The organism is Pedobacter sp. B4-66, from assembly GCF_018492665.1.
Lineage (GTDB): Bacteria > Bacteroidota > Bacteroidia > Sphingobacteriales > Sphingobacteriaceae > Pedobacter.
Genome location: NZ_JAFVME010000018.1, coordinates 48,957 through 69,653, shown reverse-complemented (window position 1 = coordinate 69,653; position 20,697 = coordinate 48,957). Strand labels below are relative to the sequence as shown.

Genomic DNA, 20,697 nt, shown 5'->3' with positions numbered 1-20,697 from the left:
CAGGCTTTATGACTTATCAATAGAAAAAATTCCTATTTATACTATTTTATTAAGTTTACGTGCAGCTTCAGTTAAGTGAATTTTACGTAAACGCATGCTTAACGGAGTTACCTCGATATACTCATCAGCCTGGATGTACTCCATAGCCTCTTCCAAAGAGAATTTAATTGCCGGAGCAATACGCTGACTATCATCTGTACCAGAAGCACGCATGTTAGTTAAAGCTTTACCTTTTACGATGTTAATAACCAAGTCATTATCACGAATGTGCTCTCCTAAGATTTGTCCTTCGTAAATATCTACTCCCGGATCAACGAAGAAACGGCCACGATCTTGTAATTTGTCAATTGAATAAGCTGTAGTGCTCCCTTTTTCCATAGAAACCAATACACCGTTCAATCTACCAGGGATTACACCTTTCCAAGGCTCGTAAGCTTTGAAACGGTGAGCCATAATCGCTTCACCACCTGTAGCGGTTAATACGTTATTTCTTAAACCGATGATACCACGTGCAGGAATATCGAACTCTAAGTGTTGTAAATCACCTTTTGGTTCCATAATCAATAACTCACCTTTACGTTGTGTTACCAATTCAATTACTTTACCAGCAACTTCACCCGGTACATCAACGATTAAAGTTTCGATAGGCTCACATTTTTTACCATCAATTTCTTTGATGATTACCTGTGGCTGACCAACCTGAATTTCATATCCTTCGCGACGCATAGTCTCGATTAATACTGATAAATGGAGAATACCCCTTCCGTACACTAAATAAGCATCAGGAGACTCAGTTTCTACAACTTTAAGTGCAAGGTTTTTCTCAATTTCTTTATATAAACGTTCTTTCAAACGCTGAGAAGTTACAAATTTACCTTCTTTACCAAAAAATGGTGAGTTATTGATAGTGAACAACATGTTCATCGTTGGCTCATCAATTTTGATTACCGGCAATTGCTCAGGAGCATCGAAATCAGCAATAGTATCACCAATATCAAAACCATCAATACCTACAACTGCGCAGATATCACCTGATTTTACTTCAGTGGCACGGATTTTACCTAAACCTTCGAAAGTATATAATTCTTTTACTCTTGATTTTACCATTTTACCATCACGTTTAATTAAAGTAACCGGTTGGTTTTCTTTAATTACGCCACGGTGTACACGACCAACAGCAATACGACCTACGAAAGATGAATAATCTAAAGAGGTGATTTGCATTTGTAAAGTACCGTCGTTTGTTGGTGCTGCAGGAATTTTTTCAACAACTGCATCTAAAAGTGCGAAGATGTCTGTTGTAGGTGTTTTCCAGTCAGTACTCATCCATCCTTGTTTTGATGAACCGTAGATAACCGGGAAATCAAGTTGCTCTTCTGTTGCTTCTAAGTTGAAGAACAATTCGAAGATCTGCTCGTAAACTTCTTCAGGGCGACAGTTTTCTTTATCAACTTTATTTACAACAACGATAGGTTTTAAGCCTAAAGCCAAAGCTTTTTGAGTTACGAAACGTGTTTGAGGCATGGCACCTTCAAAAGCATCACACAATAACAATACACCATCAGCCATTTTCAATACACGCTCTACCTCACCACCGAAATCGGCGTGACCAGGGGTATCAATAATGTTGATTTTAACGTCTTTGTACATAACCGAAACGTTTTTTGACACGATGGTAATACCGCGCTCACGCTCCAAATCATTGTTATCAAGTATTAAATCTCCCGATTGTTCGTTATCGCGGAAGATTGAACAAGAGTGTAAGATCTTATCGACCAGTGTAGTTTTACCGTGGTCAACGTGGGCTATGATAGCTATATTTCTTATTTTTTGCATAAAATGCTACTAATTTTTGGCGCAAAGATAAGATTAATTATCGAGATTTCAGTGCTTTAGTTAATAGGCATTTAACTCTTTTTTTAGTAAGTTATTTGAAGGCTCATTTTAGACGTGGTTTTATTTCTATAATTTATATGCATTAATTGCTTTAAATTTTAAACAATGTATATATTGAGGTGTTTCATATATACTAAATTAATAAGGCTATGAACAATTCAAAAAAAGCTGATAAAAAGGCACAGCCCCAAGAGGACAAACCGGACAATAAAACAGGGTTGGACAACTGGAATGATCGTCTGGATCAAAACTTTGAAACGGAACATGAGGGCAATGAGCTTGCCGATGAAAGAGCACGTGATTATTCATACAAAGCTGGAAGCGGTGATCAATCAGACGAAACGATAGATATTCAACAGCAAGATTAAAATATCAATGACAAAGAAAGCAATACTACTTGGTGGTAGTGGATTGATAGGTAAGAATTTATTAACTCAATTGCTAAATAACCCTGGTTATACTGAGGTGCTAGCTATAGGGCGCAGAGCACTTAACATGGAGCATCCTAAGCTAAAAGAATTAATTGTTGACTTTGATCATATAGATCGATACGCTGCAGACATCAAAGGTGATGTTGTATTTTGCTGTTTGGGTTCAACAAATAGCAAGACTCCAGATAAATTACAATATAAAAAGATAGACTATCAATATCCTTTAGACGTAGGCTCGATTGCACAAAACAATGGTGCTACTGCCTACCATCTGGTTTCGGCAATAGGCGCAGATGTAAATTCGTCCATATTTTACCCAAAAACCAAAGGTGAGGTAGAGAGAGATTTAAAGGCTATACCTTTCAAAAGCATATATATTTATCGTCCATCATTCCTGGATGGTAACCGCGAAGAAAAGCGAACAGCAGAAAAGATTATGATAGGGCTAATGCGCTTCCTAAACCCATTATTAATTGGAGGGCTAAAAAAATACAGAAGCATTAAAATTGAAACAGTAGCCACAGCAATGCTAAAAGAATCTTTAACAGACAAAAAGGGCGTGTTTATTTACTCATCTGATCAGATTGAGGCATTGGGATAAGTTCTTAAAAAAGATTCTTTTTCCCGAAAGCCCATATTAAAAACGGCGACATCGCTTTTGCCCAGGTTGGCAATTCGTGTTTACCTCCAACCATTTCATAATAGGCGATATCATCAGGTCTTTTATAACCCTTGTTTAAAAGCTCCTTAATTACATCAATGGTATCATCGATAGAATCTATTATGAAGTTCTTATTCCTGTCGGCCACCTCATCTTCGGTACCTGTCATTAGCCAGAACTTCAATTCAGGCTTAGTCTTGGTGTCAATAATTCGCTGGTGCAGAATGCGATCATTATCGGTATAACCATCTTTAAGGTCTTTTTTCCTCCACCAGAATGCTCCTGAAAAAACACCAACAGCATCAAAATAATTGTCATTATTCCATGCGATATCGAATGCGGTTAGCCCACCTAGAGAGAAACCTGCAAAAGCACGTTTGCCATTTATAGGAAAATCTACATGGGTTTGTATAAAAGGGATAAGCTCTTTAATAATGAAATCAGTATAAGATTGGGCTTTGCTACCTCTATCCTGAAAGTCAGGAATTCCTGCAACTCCATACTCCAACACACGATCTTTTGAAGCTTTTATAGCAACAACTACCAATGGCTCTATTTTATTTTGGCCGTACAATCTGGTTAGCGTGCTTTGCAATTCCAATGCTTCAGTATCCTGCCCATCGTTTAACAATAACAGATTTAACTGTTCATTCCCTAAAAGATTGTCTGGAACAAAAATCTCAACCTCAACTCCCCTTTTCAGGTACTTTGATTGTATAGTTTTTTCGGTTTTAATAATTTCCGCAAGTAACATGGTAGTGTACATAATTCAGCAATTTCCCTTTCTCTCAAATGCACTACAAAGGTAATACTCTCTGTAAAAAATTAAATAATCGGTATGTAATTTTATATAAAACAGATATTTACGAGAAGAAATAAGCCCGTTACTTGCTTTTCACATTCTTTATTTCTTATCTTAAAGCATCTAAATTTTACGGGGATGAAAGAGGAATATAAAAAGTGGCACAGCAACAATCTGAACGCCGATTTTGAATTGCTCGCTTTTGGGCACAGCGGCTATCCAATTCTTCTTTTTCCTACTAGTATGGGGCGATATTTTGAAAGTAAAGACTTCAAAATGATCGAATCTATTCAGTGGTTTATAGATGAGGGAAAAGTTAAAGTTTACTGCGTTGACAGCATTGATAGCTTGAGCTGGTACAACAAAAGCGTTCAGCCGTCCGACAGGGTAAAAAATCATATTCAGTACGATAAACTTTTACTGGAAGAGGTATCTACGATGGCCCGTAACGAAACCGGACATGCTAAAATCATCACTGCCGGCTGTAGTTTTGGAGGTTATCATGCCGCAAATTTCGCTTTCAGGCATCCATGGCTGGTAAGTCATATGTTTAGTTTGAGCGGAGCCTTTGACATTAAAGACCAGTTAGACGGGTTTTACAATGATGATGTTTATTTCAATAATCCGGTCGACTTTTTACCTAACGACAGCAATCCGGAGTTATGGGACATGAAAATAATTTTAGGCACAGCAGATAACGATATATGCAGAGCCAGTAATGAAAGATTATCCCAGATACTGACCAACAAGGGAATTAATCATTGGCTAGATGTGCGACAAAACGCAGAACATGACTGGCCAATTTGGAGAAAAATGCTCCCAGAATACCTATCACAATTATAACCTAATTAAAAACATCTAAAACATATACTTATGAAAAAAATCGGAATACTGTTCGGTAAGGAAAGATCGTTCCCTGAAGCTTTTGTTAAGCGGGTAAATGAGATCGCAGGAAAGGATATCAGAGCCGAATTTGTAAATATTGACAAAATATTTCAAGCAGAAGCACTCGATTACGCTGTAATTATTGATAGGATATCGCAGGATGTTCCTTTTTATCGCTCTGCACTAAAAAATGCTGCAATTACTGGAACGGCAGTAATAAACAACCCCTTTTGGTGGAGTGCCGACGAGAAATTCTTTAATAACGCATTAGCTGTAAAGCTTGGGATACCAGTACCTAAAACAGCTTTGATACCATCTTACGAACAACCCGACGACACATCGGACGAATCATTTAGCAACCTTGCATTTCCATTAGATTGGGAGGCTATCTTTAAATACACCGGTTTCCCTGCATACATGAAACCTTTTGATGGCGGTGGCTGGAAAGAAGTTTACAAATTACATGATATAGAGGATTTCTTCGACAAGCACAGTCAGACCAAACAGACCGTTATGATGCTTCAGGAAGAAATCGTTTTTGATGAATATTTTAGATGTTATTGCATTGGAGGCAAATATGTTCGCATTATGCAATACGAGCCGCGCAATCCTTTTCATCTTCGCTACCAGGTAAACACCCCTCCTTCGAGTGAGAAATTACTAAAAACTATTCATGACTATGTGATTAAACTGAATCAGTACTTGGGCTATGATTTCAATACTGTGGAATTTGCTGTAAGAGACGGAATACCTTATGCTATTGATTTCTGTAATCCCGCACCTGATGCTGAGGTAACCAGCGTTGGTCAGGAAAACTTTGACTGGGTTGTCGAAACTTCAGCTCAATATGCTATTGAAAGGGCAAAAGCACAAATTGAAGGGCAAGATAATTTAACATGGGGGGAATATGTTAAAACATCTGCTACCGGACAACCTCTGGTTGGCAAATCAAAAACCAAAGCTGTCGCCGAGAAAAAAGCGCCAGCTAAAGCAGCAACAGCTAAACCCAAAAAAGCACCTGCTGCAAAAAAATAATTAGGGATAAATTGGAGGGAATAAGTTATGATGAATGAATTTACACTTGGTGTAGAGGAAGAGTACATGGTGGTTGATCCGGTAACCCGTGAACTTACCTCACACGATCAAAAAATAGTTGAAGCAGCACAAAAAATACATAAGGATCAGGTTAAGGCCGAAATGCATCAGGCCGTTGTTGAAGTTGGGACAGGCATTTGCAGAAATACAGACCAGGCGCGAGCAGAAATCTCACAATTAAGATATACGGTTTCGCAGCTTGCAGGTGAACAGGGATTACGAATTGGTGCGGCAGGAACGCATCCTTTTTCCCATTGGGAGAAACAATTGATTACTGAGCATCCACGCTATAGCGAAATAGTTAATGAACTTCAGGAAGCTGCAAGATCCAATCTGATCTTTGGATTACATGTACACGTAGGATTTCAGTCGAGAGAGCTTGCAATTCATATCGCAAATCAGGTACGCTATTTTTTACCACACGTATTTGCTTTATCTACCAACTCCCCTTTTTGGGAAAGCAGGAATACCGGATATAAATCATTCAGGACTAAGATATTTGACAAATTCCCAAGAACGGGTATTCCGGATATTTTTAACAGCATTGAAGATTACGACAATTATGTTAAGCTATTGATTAAAACTAATAGTATTGATAACGCAAAAAAAATCTGGTGGGACATTAGGGTACATCCTTTCTTTGAAACCATAGAGTTTAGAATTTGCGATTGTCCGATGTTGATTGACGAGACTATGGCTTTTGTAGCGTTGTTTCAAGCGCTATGTGCCAAATTATACAAATTGAGACTTCAAAACATGAAATTCATCAGCTATTCCAGAGCCTTGATTAATGAAAATAAATGGAGAGCTGCACGTTATGGTATTGATGGCAATCTGATTGATTTTGGTAAGGAAATGGAAGTAAACTGCAGGAATTTGATACTGGAATTGTTGGATTTTGTAGATGATGTTGTTGACGATCTGGGCTGCAGAAATGAGATCAATTATGTGCTTAAAATTCTTGAAAATGGAACAGGAGCAGATAGGCAATTGGCTGTTTACGAACAAAGTGGTAACTTTGAGGCCGTAGTAGATTACATTACTACACAAACACTAATTGGGGCTAAGCCGTGAACATAATAGATAGAAATAAGATTAGGGTTGCTGTAATTGACATGAATAATGGCGTTACGAACCAGGGGATGCGTGGGATACAGGAAATCTTGTTGCACTATCGTACAGAGAATGACGTTGATTTGTGTTATGATATTTTTGATTTGAGGCAAAAGGGAGAAATTCCTGATGAACATTACGACATCTATATATCAAGCGGCGGCCCTGGAAGTCCTTTTGATGGAGAAGGCCAGCAGTGGGAGAACGACTTTTTTAATTTACTAAACAAAATAGAGTGTCATAATAAGATTAGCTCACAGAAAAAACACGCTTTTTTAATATGCCACTCTTTTCAAATGGCTTGCAGGAAGTACCATGTAGGCGAGGTAATTAGAAGAAAATCAACTGCTTTTGGCATTTTCCCAGTCTTTTTAACCGAAGAAGGGGAAAATGATTTGATCTTTAATGGCTTGCCTAACCCACTTTATGCTGTAGACAGTCGTGACTGGCAGGTTATAAATCCTGATGATGTACTGTTTTCAAACTCAGAGGCTAAGGTTCTGGCATTAGAAAAGGAAAGGCCACATGTTGATTTGGAACGCTGTGTAATGTCGGTTCGTTTTACCAAAGAAATAGTGGGCACTCAATTTCATCCGGAAGCAGATCCCGTTGGCATGAAGATGTATTTGCTACAAGAGGATAAAATGAAAGCAATTATTGACAATCATGGTCTGGAAAAATACGAGGACATGTTATCGAGTCTTGACAATCCTGATAAGATCAAACTTACGCAAAGCGTTATTTTACCTAATTTTTTAACTGAGGCATTAAATGCCTTACAGGAAGCATAGCTATGATCGGGAAATACAGAGACCAGTTTAACAGTACTTTTACCAAAGAAAAGTACTCTAGCTTTTTAAAAACACTGGAATCTGGTTTAACAAACATTCCTTTTAGAGTAGCTGAAACTCCTGTGTTTATTCCTTCCTACCTACAGAAAAAACTGGTTGAAGCTGGGGAAGAAATTATAAAACTGATAAAACAACCTAATTTTAAAGAGCTAACAAAGGATTGTATTCCGGCGAATTGGAATGTTCCAAATGAAAATGAGCACCCTCATTTTTTGACATTCGATTTTGGGATTTGTAAAGATGCTAGTGGTCAGCTTGTGCCCAAGCTAATTGAGATGCAGGGCTTCCCTTCTTTGTATGGTTTTCAACCTGAACTAGGTAAGGTTTATAAAGAATCTTATGGACTAGCACCTGGTTTAACTCCTTTTTTTAATGGAATTAATGAACAATCGTACGTTGACTTATTAAAAAAGGTGGTGATTGGCAAATACGCCCCCCATCAAGTGGCGCTAATGGATGTTGATGCTCCAAATCAAAAGACGGCCATTGACTTTTTAATTACTCAGAAATATTTAGGCATCAAAATTTTAAGTCTAACCGACATCTTTAAAGAAGGCAACGCTTTATTCTATAAAGAAAACGGCGAAAAAGTGCATTTAAAGCGGATTTATAACCGACTGATTTTTGATGAAGTTACCGATAAAACAGATCTTTTTACAGAAAGCTTTGATCCGAGAGATGAGATTGATGTGGAGTGGATTACACATCCCAATTGGTTTTACAGGATTAGTAAATATACTATGCCTTTTTTGAAGAGTGAGTTTGTGCCTGAAACACATTTTCTGAATACTTTAAATGAAATACCTAAAGATCTTGAAAACTATGTGTTAAAACCTTTGTTTTCTTTTGCAGGCATGGGTGTAATTATTGATGTAACGAAAGCTGATATAACGAAGATTAATGACCCTGAAAACTGGATACTTCAACGAAAGGTTGTTTATGAGCCCGTTGTACAATCGCCTGATGGCGGTGTAAAAGCTGAAATAAGGTTGATGTACCTTTGGGCGGATGGAGAAGAACCCAAGTTATGTATTAATCTGGCTCGTTTAAGCAGAGGAAAAATGATTGGCGTAAGGTATAATAAGGATTTTGACTGGGTTGGCGGTACCGTTGGGCTTATGGAAGGTTAAATTTACAATTAACAGACCTGCCTGAAACAGGCATTAACTAATTTTGTGATATGGACATTCAGACTATTCTAGTAATTATACTGTTTGCAGGCGCATTATTTTATGTCGGCCGCATCGTTTATCGCTCTATAGCCCCAAAAAGCAATGGCTGTGGCACCAACTGTAAGTGTGGTGTAGATTTTTCCAATATCGAACCAGACAAGAAATAGATTCCATCTATGACAGCTATACTAGAGCCTTTCAAAGCTTATTTACAAAAGAAAGTAGCCATAACTGATGATCAGTTTAACCTTATTTCTGACAAACTTAAAGTAAAAACCTTCGATAAGAATGAAATGATTCTGATGAAGGGAGAGGTTTTATCTAATGGATTTTTTGTGCTAAGCGGGCTTTTACGTAGTTATTCGATAGATAGTAAAGGGAAAACCCATATTATTCAATTTGCCCCTGAGCAATGGTGGCTTTCTGAAAGAAATGGAATGTTCAATGAGGCTTCGGAATTTTTTATTGATGCAATTGAGCCTACAACGGCTATTACAATGAACCGGGATTTCATGAATGATGCTGCAAAGCATGTTCCCTGCATGAATGACCTGAACAGTACGATGCTTAATAATTCCATCAGGTTTATGCAGAAAAGAATCAATATGCTTTTAAGTGCAACTGCTGAAGAACGCTACCTCAATTTTATCCAATTATATCCCAACCTTACCTTAAGAGTTCCTCAATGGATGATTGCCTCTTACTTAGGCATTACACCTGAATCGTTGAGCAGGGTACGCAAAGACCTAGCGCATAAGCATTTTAGGCCCTAGTATTTTCTTATCATAGGTCAACGTGAGACAAAACATCTAGCCGTAATTTTGTGTTGTAATTAAAGAACAACTTAAAAAAACAATACTATGGCAACTACACAATGGGTATTAGACCCAACTCACAGTGAATTACAGTTTAAAGTTAAACACTTAATGATTTCTACCGTAACCGGTGGTTTACATTTAATTAGTGCAACATTAACTTCAGAGTCTGATGATTTTGAAAATGCATCGGTAACTTTTGAAGCTGAGACTGATTCTATTAATACCGGAAATACTGATAGAGATAACCACTTAAAAAGTGCAGATTTCTTTGATGCTGAAAAATTCCCCAAAATCACTTTCGAATCTACTTCGATAACGAAAGATGGCGATGATTACATTTTAAATGGAAATCTAACTATTAAAGGAACAAGTAAACCTGTAGAATTGACAGCTGAATTTGGTGGTATAGCAACCGACCCATGGGGTAATACCAAAGCCGGGTTTACTTTAAACGGCAAAATAAATAGAACTGATTTTGGTTTAACATGGAATGCAGCATTAGAAACTGGTGGTGTTATGGTTAGTGAGGCTGTTAAAATAGCTGGTGAATTACAATTTGTAAAACAAGCCTAAATAATAAAATAAGCATCCGTAAAAGGATAAGAATGCAAATGGAAGCAAAAACTAAAGCAGTGTCGGTCATTTTAAATGCGCCGGCACCTCATATGGTTGGTGATGGTTTTAGGGTGCATAATTTTTTTCCAAAAGGATATAAAATTAAAATGAGCCCATTCTTTATGTTGGATTATAATTCAAAGATAGAATTCTCGGCACGGAATGAACCCAGAGGTGTTGGAGTTCACCCACACCGTGGGTTTGAGACCGTAACCATTGCCTATCATGGCGCAGTAGCTCATCATGACAGTGCAGGAAACAGCGGTATTATTTATCCCGGTGATGTTCAGTGGATGACTGCTGCCAGTGGGATTTTACATAAAGAATATCATGAAGAGCAATTCAGCAAAAAAGGCGGAGCTTTCCAAATGGTCCAGTTGTGGGTTAATTTACCGGCAAAATATAAAATGAGTACGCCAAAGTATCAGGATGTAAAACATAGCGTTATGGCTAAATACAACCTGGATAATGATGCTGGTGTAATTGAAGTAATTGCTGGTGAATATAATGGAATTAAAGGATCTGCAAATACTTTTTCTCCATTAAACTTACTAAATGCCCGTTTAAACAAAGGTGGCATGGTCTATTTTGATTTCCCTGAGGATTACAATACGGGTTTTGTTATCATAGAAGGTAGTGTTAAAATTAATGGCGCTGAAATAGCCAAAACAGATCAGTTTGTTCATTTCAGAAATGAAGGCTCTAAAATAGAGGTTGAAGCTTTGGAAAACAGTGTAGTTTTGATATTAAGTGGCGAACCTATAAATGAACCAATTGCCCAGTATGGTCCATTTTTAATGAATACTCCGGAAGAGATACAACAAGCAATAAGTGATTACAACCAGGGGAAATTTGGGTACTTAGAAGAGTAAAAAATGACCGTTCTCTTCGAAGACTGGAATCTTTTGCCCGCTTCGCTAAATGGGCAAAATTTCCGAGGTCTTCTCTGAGAAGGTAATTTTTTAGTAAATAGCATGGTGCATAGCGTACTGTCTGGTAGTAAATGCATCTTCTGGAACGCCTTTATTTTTGAATTAGGCAGACTGCGTAGGCAACAACCCCCTCTTCCCTACCAATAAAACCCATCTGTTCGTTGGTAGTTGCTTTTATAGAGATGTCATCGATAGAAATATCTATTGCCTCTGCAATATTCTTTTGCATGTCTGGAATGTGAGGGTTAATCTTTGGCGCTTCAAGGCAAAGCATTGCGTCGATATTACCGATCTCCCAGCCTTTCTCTCTAAGAAGCTTTACACTTTCTTTAAGCAAAATAACACTGCTTATTCCTTTCCATTGTGGATCGGTATTCTTAAAATGAAAACCAATATCTCTTAAGTTTGCAGCACCCAATAGGGCATCACAAATTGCATGCAGCAAAACATCTGCATCAGAATGTCCAAAAGCACCTTTATGATGCTCCAGATTAACTCCGCCTATTACAAATGGATGATTATCTTTTAACTGATGTACATCGAATCCAAACCCTACTTTAATTTTCATCTGTCTAATTGTTATTATATACTATTATTTGGCATCGCCAAAATTAAAAAGCAATGTGAAGCGCAATGTGTTTGCCAATGGACTTTTTTGAGCATTAGCCGCCAGATAAGCAAAATCTATATTAAATACATTGTATTTTAGACCGGCACCAAGCGTAAAGTATCTCCTGTCACCTTTTTGAGGACTTTCATAGAAATATCCAGCTCGTAAGGCAAACTGCTGGTTATACCAGTACTCCAATCCGGCAGCTATATTAATTTCCCGCATTTCTTCCCTAAAACCACCGGGGGCATCACTAAATGAACCAAATATACCGGATGGAACTGAACGATCAGGATTTTTACCGGCTACAATCTTCCCATCTCCATCATAAATTGGTTGTGTGGGCACCAATAGCTTATTGAAATCCAGTGCAAAGGTAAATTGACTATAATCATCAATTAAAAAGGTTGAAGCAGCACCGATTTTAAAGTTTGTTGGCAGAAAATTCTTTTCTCCACCAGCTACATAGCTTATTTTAGTCCCAATATTTGAAATGTTGACACCGGCAGAAATAATCGCATCGGTGCCCAGGAAAATAGTTGGCTTTTTATAGTATGCAGAAACATCAACTGCAACTGCTGAACCAGCTTGGGTTTGTTGTCCTGCAGCAAATTGCCCCGACAAAAGATTAGAATAAATATATCTTAAGGCTGTCCCTAATGAAAATGAACTACCAAATCTTCGTGAATAAGTTACATCCCAAGCCAGCTCATTTGGACTGTAAACTCCAAGGTCTTGCTGATTAATATCTACAAACTGTATTTCACCCAAAGAAAAATACCTTAAGGAACTTCCAATGGCACTTTCATCATTAAGTTTATAAAATCCACTTAAATAGGCGAGATTAATATCAGGAACCAAACTTTTCAACCAAGGACTATAGGAAGCAGAAAAACCATATGGCCTATCTAAAAAAGCCAATTTTGATGGATTTATACTCATAGCATTCGCATCCGGAGTAACTGCAACGCCTGCATCCCCCATCCCCCCCGCTCTTGCATCAGGAGTGATTAATAGGAAGGGAACAGCAGTAATTATGTTGTTTGGCGCGCTGCCATTTGTTTGGGTACCAGGTTGCACTTCCTGAGCAAACGCTCCAATAGAAACTGCTGCCAGAGAAAAAATGCTTAATACAGTCTTTACTGAGTACCTGAAATTCATTTGTCTCGTATAATTTATACTATTCCACGCAAGTTAGCATAGTGTTTATTAATTTCAAAGTATTCTTAATTATACGCAATTTCTATCCTGAGATAATTACATGGAGTTTATAAAGAAAGATTTTTTTGGTGCGAAAGCGTTTTTTTGCGTAGTTTTAACGGTTAGAGTACCTATTTGCATGACCCAATGAAAAAATCATACTTATACTCGCTTGCATATCTTGCAGTTGTAGCCTCCTTTATGTCTTGTAAATCCAAATCAGGAACATCTGATAAGACAGGATTGGCCTATAATAAAAAAGAATACGGAGGATTTCAGGTAAACAATAAATTCAAAAGAGGCCCAGGCCCTGGCCTAGTTGAAATTGAGGGTGGTGTTTTTGTGATGAGTGGCAGTGCCATAAATGTTGCAGGACAAGAATTAAGCTCTTATAACCATAAAAGAGAGACCACTGTTTCTTCTTTTTACATGGACGAAACAGAAGTTTCGAACACGAACTGGCTTGAATACTTAAATTGGATAAGAACCAATTATCCATCTGATTACGAATACTATTACAATGAAATCCCAGATACTTTGGTTTGGCGTAGACCATTATCATACAATGAGCCATATGTAGATAACTATTTGAGGCATCCCGCCTATCAAGACTATCCTGTAGTTGGTGTTACATGGGAGCAAGCCGAAAGGTATTGCGATTGGAGAACTGACCGAGTAAACGAGTTATTGCTTAGAGATCAGGGCTTTATGACCAGCTTCAAAGAAGTTAACGGAGATACCAGATCGGGTGTCGCAGCAGCCAGTTCCAGACCAACAGAACCTTTCAACACTGAGATCTACTTAAATGGTCAATATGACGACAAGGGTAAAAAAGCAATGAAAGATTTAAGTCCTACAAATGCCAATGCTCCGGATGCCAGAGGAAATAAAGCAGCAACCAGAAATGTAAGACTTGAGGACGGAATTTTAAAGCAACCTTATCGCCTACCTACCGAAGCGGAATGGGAATATGCAGCCCTTGGCTTAATTGGAAATACTGAGTATGAAAATATTCACGAGAATAAAATTTATCCTTGGAATGGACTTGGCTTAAGTTCAGCTAAGAAAAAAACCAGAGGTTTAATGTTAGCTAACTTCAAAAGATCAAAAGGTGATTACATGGGTGTTGGGGGCTCTTTAAATGATAAGGGAGGCTTAACAGTACCTGTAAGATCATATGTACCAAATGATTTTGGTTTGTATAACATGGCTGGAAACGTAAATGAATGGGTTGCCGATGTTTATCGTTCTAAAACTTTTGAAGCTGCTGACGCATTTAATCCTTATAGAGGAAATTTCTATGAAGACAAGAAAGTAGCCGATCCAAACACAGGTAAAATAGAAAAAGATAAACATAACAGGCCGGTTATGATTGCAGCAGTATCTGCAAGGAAGCAAACTTGGGCAGAAAAACAAGCAGCAGCTGCTAAACCTGCTGATTCGGTTAACACTTATGCAGATCAGAGAGGTTATCGTGACCAGGCTAATGATTTGTACGGTGAAATTACACTTATTACTGATAAATCGAGAGTATACAAGGGAGGATCATGGGATGATCAGGCAATGTGGTTAAACCCTGCGACAAGAAGATTTCTTCAGCAAGATGAATCAACTGCAGACATTGGCTTTAGATGCGCGATGACTATGCTTGGAGCTTCTGAAATTAAATCAATGGGCAAACCTCAATTTAAGACTAAACAACAAAGGGCTTTCAATGGCCGTAAGAGATAAAATAATTTATTTCAGTAAACAAAAAATGGGGGCTATAAATAGTCCCCATTTTTTGTTTACTGAAATTGTATCAATATTTCATTCTTCTCTACCTTGTCTCCTTTATTGATAAGAATCTTTTTAATAATTCCTGAGGTTGGTGATTTAATAACATTTTCCATTTTCATGGCTTCCAGAACAAGTAGGCTATCTCCTTTATTCACCTCCTGCCCTTCAGTAACAATTACATTGAGAACTAATCCAGGCATTGGTGCCTTAATTTCGCTTACTTTATTTGCCTGAGAATTATCCATTCCTAATTGCTTGAGCAATTGATCATACTGGTCTTCTATTTCTATAGTGTATAAAGTTCCGTTGACTTTAATTACACTGGTTTTGGCAGTTTTGTCTTCAGTAACAACCTCTATGTTAAAGGACTTATTTTTATAGATAACGTGGATATGGTTGGCCAAACTCCTTGAGTCAATTGAAACTTCAGAACCATTAACACTCAATAAATCATTACTTATCTCAACATTGAAATCGTAATGCTCATTTACTTTTACTTTCATAGCTATTGTGTTAATGCATACTGAATTAAGTTTGCGCCCATTTTAAGCGCATTAGCCCGCTTATCCTGGCTGTCGTCAGGATATGTGCCATAATCCTCCCATCCGTTCCCTAAATCGCACTCATATGTATAATAACAAACAATGCGTCCTTCCCAAATTAATGCAAACCCCTGTGGTCTTTTACCATCATGTTCATGAATTTTAGGCAACCCGTTTGGGAACTTAAATTTCTGATTGTATAGTATGTGATTTGCAGGTAATTCTGTAAATACTAATTCAGGAAATACCTTCTTCATCTCCCTACGAATAAACTTATCCAGACCGTAATTATCATCGATATGCAAGAACCCGCCGCCAATTAAGTATTTACGTAGATTACTAGCCTCAGCATTACTAAAAACGACGTTTCCATGCCCGGTTAAATATACGAATGGGTAATTAAATATTTCGGGGCTCCCTACTTCAACAATTGACTCCTGAGCAACAAAGTTGGTTTGCAGGTTTTTATTGCAAAAATCAATGAGATTTGGAAGTGCAGTTCTATTGGCATACCAATCGCCACCACCATTATATTTTAGTTTTGCTAACTTATAGGTAGGCGTATAAAAGCCACATAGCAGCAAAATTAATCCAATAAGAAAAAAGGGTTTAAATCTCATCTATTTAAATAATTCACTTCAAAGCAGGCCGCTAAAGCAGCGGTTTCTGTACGTAGTCGTGTATTACCTAAAGTTAATGGTTTATAGCCATTCCGCAAAGCCAATTCAATTTCAAGAGGTGTAAAATCACCTTCTGGGCCAATTAATATGGTATAATTTTGATTAGGTTGAGCAACCTGAGTAATATATTGTCTTGAATTCTCATCAATACAATGAGCAATCATCTTGTTAGAATCGTTCTCCAGTTTTAAAAAATCCGAAAGATTTATCTGAGGATTCACTTTAGGGTGGTAGGCTTGAAGTGATTGTTTAACTGCAGAAGTAACCACCTTAACCAAACGATCTTCTTTCACCCTGCGACGTTCAGATCTATCACAAATGATTGGTGTTATCTCTTCAATGCCTATTTCAGTTGCTTTTTCGAGAAACCATTCCAATCGATCGATATTTTTTGTGGGTGCAACTGCAATATGGAGATGATGGTTGCGCTTATTATAATTGTGAGTCGCCTCAATAACCTTTAGGCTTACATTTTTTTTTGAAAGCTCTATTATTTCTGCTCTGTAAAGACCTCCAATACCATCAATGAGATGAACTTCGGTTCCAATATTTAATCTTAAAACTCTAATGCAATGCTTGCTCTCATCTTCATTTAAGACATACTCATTAGAATTGATGTCAGGTGTATAAAAAACATGCATAGCAAAAAGGATTAATGATTATCAACCATATCACTTTTACTAATTACTAGTTCAAGCTTTATGGTTTCAATATTCTGTTCCGTTTTCTTTAAGATGGTAAATAAATAACCATAACACTCTTCACTGTCACCTACTTCAGGAATCTTTCCAAATGCATGGGAAACGAGCCCCCCTACTGTATCGAAATCCTCATCTTCAGGTAAATCATGAGGCAAGTGCTCATTAACATCATAAACCGTTGCATATGCATTAATGATAAATTCTGTATCAGATATTTTTTCTACTGTTGGTTTTTCCTCATCATACTCATCTTGTATCTCTCCAACAATTTCTTCAACAATATCTTCAAGAGTTACCATTCCAGCGGTGCCTCCGAATTCATCAATTACAATAGCAATTTGAATGCGCTTTTGTTGGAGCTCACTTAACAGATCATTTATTTTCTTTGTTTCAGGAACAAAATATGGTTTTCTGATGATATCACTTAACGACCATTCCTTATTACCTGCCAATAACGGCAGAATGTCTTTTGCGTGTATAATCCCTATAATCTTATCAATTATATCGTCATAAACCGGCATTCTTGAGTAACCTTCACCAATGATTGTTTCTACTACTTCCTCTTTAGATGTAGAAAGTTCAATTCCTGAGATTTTAGTTCTGGGAACCATAATGTTTTTAACAACGCGCTCATTAAAATCAAAAACATTTTTAATAAGCTCATGTTCATTTGTATCCAACGCTCCACTTTCCTTACCTTGATCTAATAGATAATATAGCTCTTCGGTACTGTGAACAGACTCATGGCCTCCAACACTGGATATACCAAACATTTTAAGGATTACATTTGCAAAGCCATTCAACACCCAAATGAACGGCCTGAATAACCAATAGAATGCCTGAAGCGGCACTGCAATGAATAAAGTTGTAGCAACTGGTCTTTGTATTGCTACAGACTTTGGCGCCAATTCTCCAAATACAATATGCATCACTGTAATGAACAAGAATGCTATAAATGTAGAAATCGAGGTAATATAAACCTCAGAAAGATTAAAATTAATTAGCGCATCATGAACAATGCTATGCATTACGGATTCACCAACCCAACCTAATCCAAGTGAGGCAAGAGTAATACCCAGCTGTGTTGCGGCTAAATAACCATCAAGATGCTGGGTAATATATTTTGCGATATTAGCAACCCTACTTCCGGATTTCGCTTTAATTTCAATTTGCGAGGCTCTAACCTTTACAATTGCAAATTCTGCTGCAACGAAAAATCCGTTCAGCGCTACTAAGAAGAATGTTAAAAATATCTTGAGACCTTCCATTAAGAATTGTTATTTCTAAACTTTTTGTCATAAAGTGCCAGACTTTCCTGAATTACTTTATGTGCATAACGTACACCTAAAAGATGCTCAATAGTTACTTTCTTTTCTTCCAATGCCTTATAGTCTTGGAAAAACTTAACTATTTCTTTCATTGTATGAGGAGGCAAATCTGCCAAGTCATTAATATAGTTTACTGACATGTCATTTTTAGCAACTGCAATGATTTTATCATCTTGTTCGCCGTTATCTACCATGTGCATTACACCGATAACCTTAGCTTCAATAATAGACAATGGGTACACATCTACCGAGCATAATACCAAAATATCTAAAGGGTCATTATCATCGCAATAGGTTTGCGGAATAAAACCATAGTTTGCAGGATACATCACTGAAGAGAATAGTACCCTATCTAATTTAATTAAATTAGACTCTTTATCAATTTCATATTTCGCTTTCGAACCTTTTGGGATTTCTATTATGGCATTAACAATTTCAGGCAAGTTATCGCCTGGAGAAACGCTGTGCCATGGGTGGTGATCGTATTTACTCATTTTTTATTTTATTGTTCTGTATTTGTTGTTTCATTATCAGTGCTACTCACCACTTTCTTCTTCACAAATGTGATAACGAGAGGAATGGTTGTAACAACAATAAATCCTATAATTATATATAATAAATAGTCGTTTATTTCTTTTTCAAATCTTTTACCTAAGAAATAACCGAGCAAAGTTAAGGAAGCTATCCATAATATTGCTCCTGCAATATTATATAATGCAAACCTTTTAAAATCTAATTTAACCACACCAGCAAAAATCGGTGCAAAAGTTCTAACTATTGGAACAAACCTTCCCATTATTAATGCAAAAGCTCCCTGTTTATTGTAATATTCTTCGGCAGCTTTCAAATAACGCTTCTTAAAGAAAAAAGAATCCTTTCTATGATATAACACAGGCCCAGTCTTTCGACCAAACCAATAACCTGTGAAATTACCTGAAATAGCGGATAAGCATAGGCCCAATATGAGTACATATATGTTTACGTCAAGCTTTCCGGTAGCTACAAACATTCCGGCAAGAAATAAGAGATAATCACCAGGTAAGAAGAACCCAAAAAACAAACCGGTTTCCGCAAAAATCACGAACATTACAACGTAAAAACCACCTTCTTTAAGTAATTTTTCGGGGTCTATAAAATGCTGTAGTGTCGTCCAGAAATCTTGCATAGTTCAATTACTCGTAAAACTACAAATAATTATCTAGAGAAATGGTTATATCAAATTTAAAATTACAGCAGGATATACGCCTAAGAATAATGTAATTACAACTGATAACACCAATACTACTTTGTATTGAAGCGGTGCTTCTAACTCAATTTCATTACCTTCCTTAAAGTACATCGCCACTATTACTTTAAAATAGTAATAGAACCCTACCAATGCATTTAAAATAGCAAATGCTACCAGAAGTATCTGATATTCTCCCATCACATTAAGGAACATTAAATACTTTCCAATAAACCCTGCAGTTAGTGGTATTCCAGCTAACGACAACATCGCTATTGTTAACACTAATGCAGTTAAAGGATTACGCTTAGCCAAGCCATTAAAACTATCAAAATGATCGTTACCTGTTTTTTGCTTAACCATAATAAGAACAGCAAAAGCTATAATACTTGCAAAAGTATAAGCAGCGGCATAAACCAATACATTATTTGCAGAGTTTGCTGATAAAGTAACTAATGAAAACAATAGATAACCTGCATGCGATATACTTGAATAAGCAAGCATTCTTTTAAAGTTCTTTTGAAACAATGCAGTCACATTGCCAATAAACAAAGTAATGCAAACAATTGCGATTAGAGGCGGAAGCCAGAAATCATGCAGAGGAGCAAATGCATCAGCAAACAATCTTAAAAATGCGGCGAAACCGGCAGTTTTCACTACAGTCGACATAAAAGTTGTAATCAAAGTTGGTGCACCTTCGTATACATCCGGAGTCCAGAAATGAAACGGAGCAGCTCCCACTTTAAAGCTCAATCCAATCATCATTAGAATTATCCCAGGATAAAACAGCGGAGAGACTGATTTGTAATTACCTACCAGATATTGACTAATTGTTTCTAGATCGAATGAGCCTGTCGCACCATAAATCAATGTAATTCCGAATAACAAAAAGCCCGTTGAGAATGCTCCCATTAAAAAATACTTTAATGAAGCTTCATTAGACGCAAAATTACTTTTGCGAATACCAGCAAGGATATATAAACAGACAGACATGATCTCAATACCAATAAACAACATAGACATGTTCTTATAAGAGACCATAATAATAATACCTGCCAATGCAAATAATATTAAGGTGAAATACTCTGCAATATTTTCACTATCCGCTCCAAAATAATTTTGAGTAAGTAGAAATATAAATAAGGTACCAAGGATTGTTATTCCGGAGAAAGCCAATGCAAAATTATCCATTTGCATCATTCCAAAATAGGTCTGATTAGTGTTCCATGAAGTAGCAACAAAAACCAATGAAGTAAGCAGCCCAATAAGAGTAATGGGTAATAATGCTTTTTTAGCCTTAAACAAACCTGCGTAAAGCACTACTAAAGCTGTAACAGTAATTGTTATTATGATATTCATTT

General features: G+C 37.1%; 23 protein-coding genes. 12 read left to right on the top strand and 11 right to left on the bottom strand.

Going from position 1 to position 20,697, the window contains the following annotated elements; genetic code table 11:
* Positions 1-36 precede the first annotated feature (36 nt).
* Positions 37-1,836 carry a translational GTPase TypA gene (typA, locus tag J1905_RS22750; RefSeq protein WP_173090226.1) on the bottom strand — a complete coding sequence of 600 codons (1,800 nt, stop codon included), beginning with the start codon at positions 1,834-1,836 and terminating at the stop codon, positions 37-39.
* Positions 1,837-2,045: 209 nt separating this feature from the next.
* On the opposite strand from typA, the gene J1905_RS22745 reads away from it, so the two are divergent.
* On the top strand, positions 2,046-2,264 hold the full coding sequence (locus J1905_RS22745) for a hypothetical protein (RefSeq protein ID WP_214229488.1): 219 nt from the start codon (positions 2,046-2,048) through the stop codon (positions 2,262-2,264).
* Between the two features lie 7 nt (positions 2,265-2,271).
* Complete coding sequence (locus J1905_RS22740) at positions 2,272-2,928, top strand: oxidoreductase (RefSeq protein WP_214229487.1); 657 nt, start codon at positions 2,272-2,274, stop codon at positions 2,926-2,928.
* A 4-nt stretch (positions 2,929-2,932) separates the two neighbouring features.
* On the opposite strand, the gene J1905_RS22735 is transcribed toward J1905_RS22740, so the two are convergent.
* Positions 2,933-3,754, bottom strand: a complete 822-nt coding sequence (locus tag J1905_RS22735; RefSeq protein WP_214229486.1) for an alpha/beta hydrolase — start codon at positions 3,752-3,754, stop codon at positions 2,933-2,935.
* A gap of 174 nt (positions 3,755-3,928) precedes the next feature.
* On the opposite strand from J1905_RS22735, the gene J1905_RS22730 reads away from it, so the two are divergent.
* From J1905_RS22730 to J1905_RS22690, 9 genes are all read left to right on the top strand, one after another.
* Entirely contained in the window at positions 3,929-4,633 is a 705-nt protein-coding gene (locus J1905_RS22730; RefSeq protein WP_214229485.1) for an esterase family protein, read from the top strand.
* 30 nt (positions 4,634-4,663) lie between these two features.
* A complete protein-coding gene (locus J1905_RS22725) occupies positions 4,664-5,710 on the top strand; it encodes an ATP-grasp domain-containing protein (RefSeq protein WP_214229484.1) in 1,047 nt (348 codons plus the stop codon).
* Positions 5,711-5,737: 27 nt separating this feature from the next.
* Positions 5,738-6,844: a carboxylate-amine ligase gene (locus J1905_RS22720; protein ID WP_250318175.1), complete on the top strand. Its 1,107-nt coding sequence runs from the start codon at positions 5,738-5,740 to the stop codon at positions 6,842-6,844.
* Positions 6,841-7,674 carry a type 1 glutamine amidotransferase gene (locus tag J1905_RS22715; protein WP_350027997.1) on the top strand — a complete coding sequence of 278 codons (834 nt, stop codon included), beginning with the start codon at positions 6,841-6,843 and terminating at the stop codon, positions 7,672-7,674. Before J1905_RS22720 ends, J1905_RS22715 begins: the two co-directional genes overlap by 4 nt.
* Before the next feature lie 2 nt (positions 7,675-7,676).
* Positions 7,677-8,864, top strand: coding sequence for a hypothetical protein (locus J1905_RS22710; protein WP_214229483.1), 1,188 nt, complete (start codon positions 7,677-7,679; stop codon positions 8,862-8,864).
* Positions 8,865-8,914: 50 nt separating this feature from the next.
* A complete protein-coding gene (locus tag J1905_RS22705; RefSeq protein ID WP_108206405.1) occupies positions 8,915-9,073 on the top strand; it encodes a FeoB-associated Cys-rich membrane protein in 159 nt (52 codons plus the stop codon).
* A gap of 9 nt (positions 9,074-9,082) precedes the next feature.
* Positions 9,083-9,679, top strand: a complete 597-nt coding sequence (locus J1905_RS22700) for a Crp/Fnr family transcriptional regulator (RefSeq protein ID WP_250318174.1) — start codon at positions 9,083-9,085, stop codon at positions 9,677-9,679.
* A gap of 87 nt (positions 9,680-9,766) precedes the next feature.
* Positions 9,767-10,297 (top strand): YceI family protein, encoded by a 531-nt coding sequence (locus J1905_RS22695; protein WP_214229482.1) that lies wholly within the window; start codon positions 9,767-9,769, stop codon positions 10,295-10,297.
* A 32-nt stretch (positions 10,298-10,329) separates the two neighbouring features.
* Positions 10,330-11,211 (top strand): pirin family protein, encoded by an 882-nt coding sequence (locus tag J1905_RS22690; RefSeq protein WP_250318173.1) that lies wholly within the window; start codon positions 10,330-10,332, stop codon positions 11,209-11,211.
* Positions 11,212-11,362: 151 nt separating this feature from the next.
* Here J1905_RS22690 and ispF read toward each other — a convergent pair whose 3' ends face one another.
* Both ispF and porV read right to left on the bottom strand, forming a co-directional pair.
* The gene (ispF, locus tag J1905_RS22685) at positions 11,363-11,839 is read right to left on the bottom strand and encodes a 2-C-methyl-D-erythritol 2,4-cyclodiphosphate synthase (protein ID WP_214229481.1); all 477 of its coding nucleotides are present in this window, start codon (positions 11,837-11,839) and stop codon (positions 11,363-11,365) included.
* 24 nt (positions 11,840-11,863) lie between these two features.
* Entirely contained in the window at positions 11,864-13,042 is a 1,179-nt protein-coding gene (gene porV, locus J1905_RS22680; RefSeq protein WP_214229480.1) for a type IX secretion system outer membrane channel protein PorV, read from the bottom strand.
* Positions 13,043-13,228: 186 nt separating this feature from the next.
* Between porV and J1905_RS22675 the strand changes: the two genes are divergently transcribed.
* Positions 13,229-14,812 carry an SUMF1/EgtB/PvdO family nonheme iron enzyme gene (locus J1905_RS22675; RefSeq protein ID WP_214229479.1) on the top strand — a complete coding sequence of 528 codons (1,584 nt, stop codon included), beginning with the start codon at positions 13,229-13,231 and terminating at the stop codon, positions 14,810-14,812.
* 56 nt (positions 14,813-14,868) lie between these two features.
* On the opposite strand, the gene J1905_RS22670 is transcribed toward J1905_RS22675, so the two are convergent.
* From J1905_RS22670 to J1905_RS22640, 7 genes are read right to left on the bottom strand one after another with little or no spacing between them, the layout of a single operon-like run.
* Positions 14,869-15,363, bottom strand: a complete 495-nt coding sequence (locus tag J1905_RS22670) for an acyl-CoA carboxylase biotin carboxyl carrier protein subunit (protein WP_214229478.1) — start codon at positions 15,361-15,363, stop codon at positions 14,869-14,871.
* Positions 15,364-15,365: 2 nt separating this feature from the next.
* Positions 15,366-16,022 carry a DUF4159 domain-containing protein gene (locus tag J1905_RS22665; protein WP_214229477.1) on the bottom strand — a complete coding sequence of 219 codons (657 nt, stop codon included), beginning with the start codon at positions 16,020-16,022 and terminating at the stop codon, positions 15,366-15,368.
* Positions 16,019-16,723: a 16S rRNA (uracil(1498)-N(3))-methyltransferase gene (locus J1905_RS22660; RefSeq protein ID WP_214229476.1), complete on the bottom strand. Its 705-nt coding sequence runs from the start codon at positions 16,721-16,723 to the stop codon at positions 16,019-16,021. The genes J1905_RS22665 and J1905_RS22660 overlap by 4 nt, the downstream gene beginning before the upstream one ends.
* Positions 16,724-16,734: 11 nt before the next feature.
* Positions 16,735-18,051: a hemolysin family protein gene (locus J1905_RS22655; protein ID WP_214229475.1), complete on the bottom strand. Its 1,317-nt coding sequence runs from the start codon at positions 18,049-18,051 to the stop codon at positions 16,735-16,737.
* The gene (locus tag J1905_RS22650; protein WP_173090209.1) at positions 18,051-18,605 is read right to left on the bottom strand and encodes an inorganic diphosphatase; all 555 of its coding nucleotides are present in this window, start codon (positions 18,603-18,605) and stop codon (positions 18,051-18,053) included. The genes J1905_RS22655 and J1905_RS22650 overlap by 1 nt, the downstream gene beginning before the upstream one ends.
* An 8-nt stretch (positions 18,606-18,613) precedes the next feature.
* Entirely contained in the window at positions 18,614-19,276 is a 663-nt protein-coding gene (locus tag J1905_RS22645; RefSeq protein ID WP_214229474.1) for a DedA family protein, read from the bottom strand.
* A gap of 45 nt (positions 19,277-19,321) precedes the next feature.
* Positions 19,322-20,695, bottom strand: a complete 1,374-nt coding sequence (locus J1905_RS22640; protein WP_214229473.1) for an NADH-quinone oxidoreductase subunit N — start codon at positions 20,693-20,695, stop codon at positions 19,322-19,324.
* Positions 20,696-20,697: the final 2 nt, after the last annotated feature.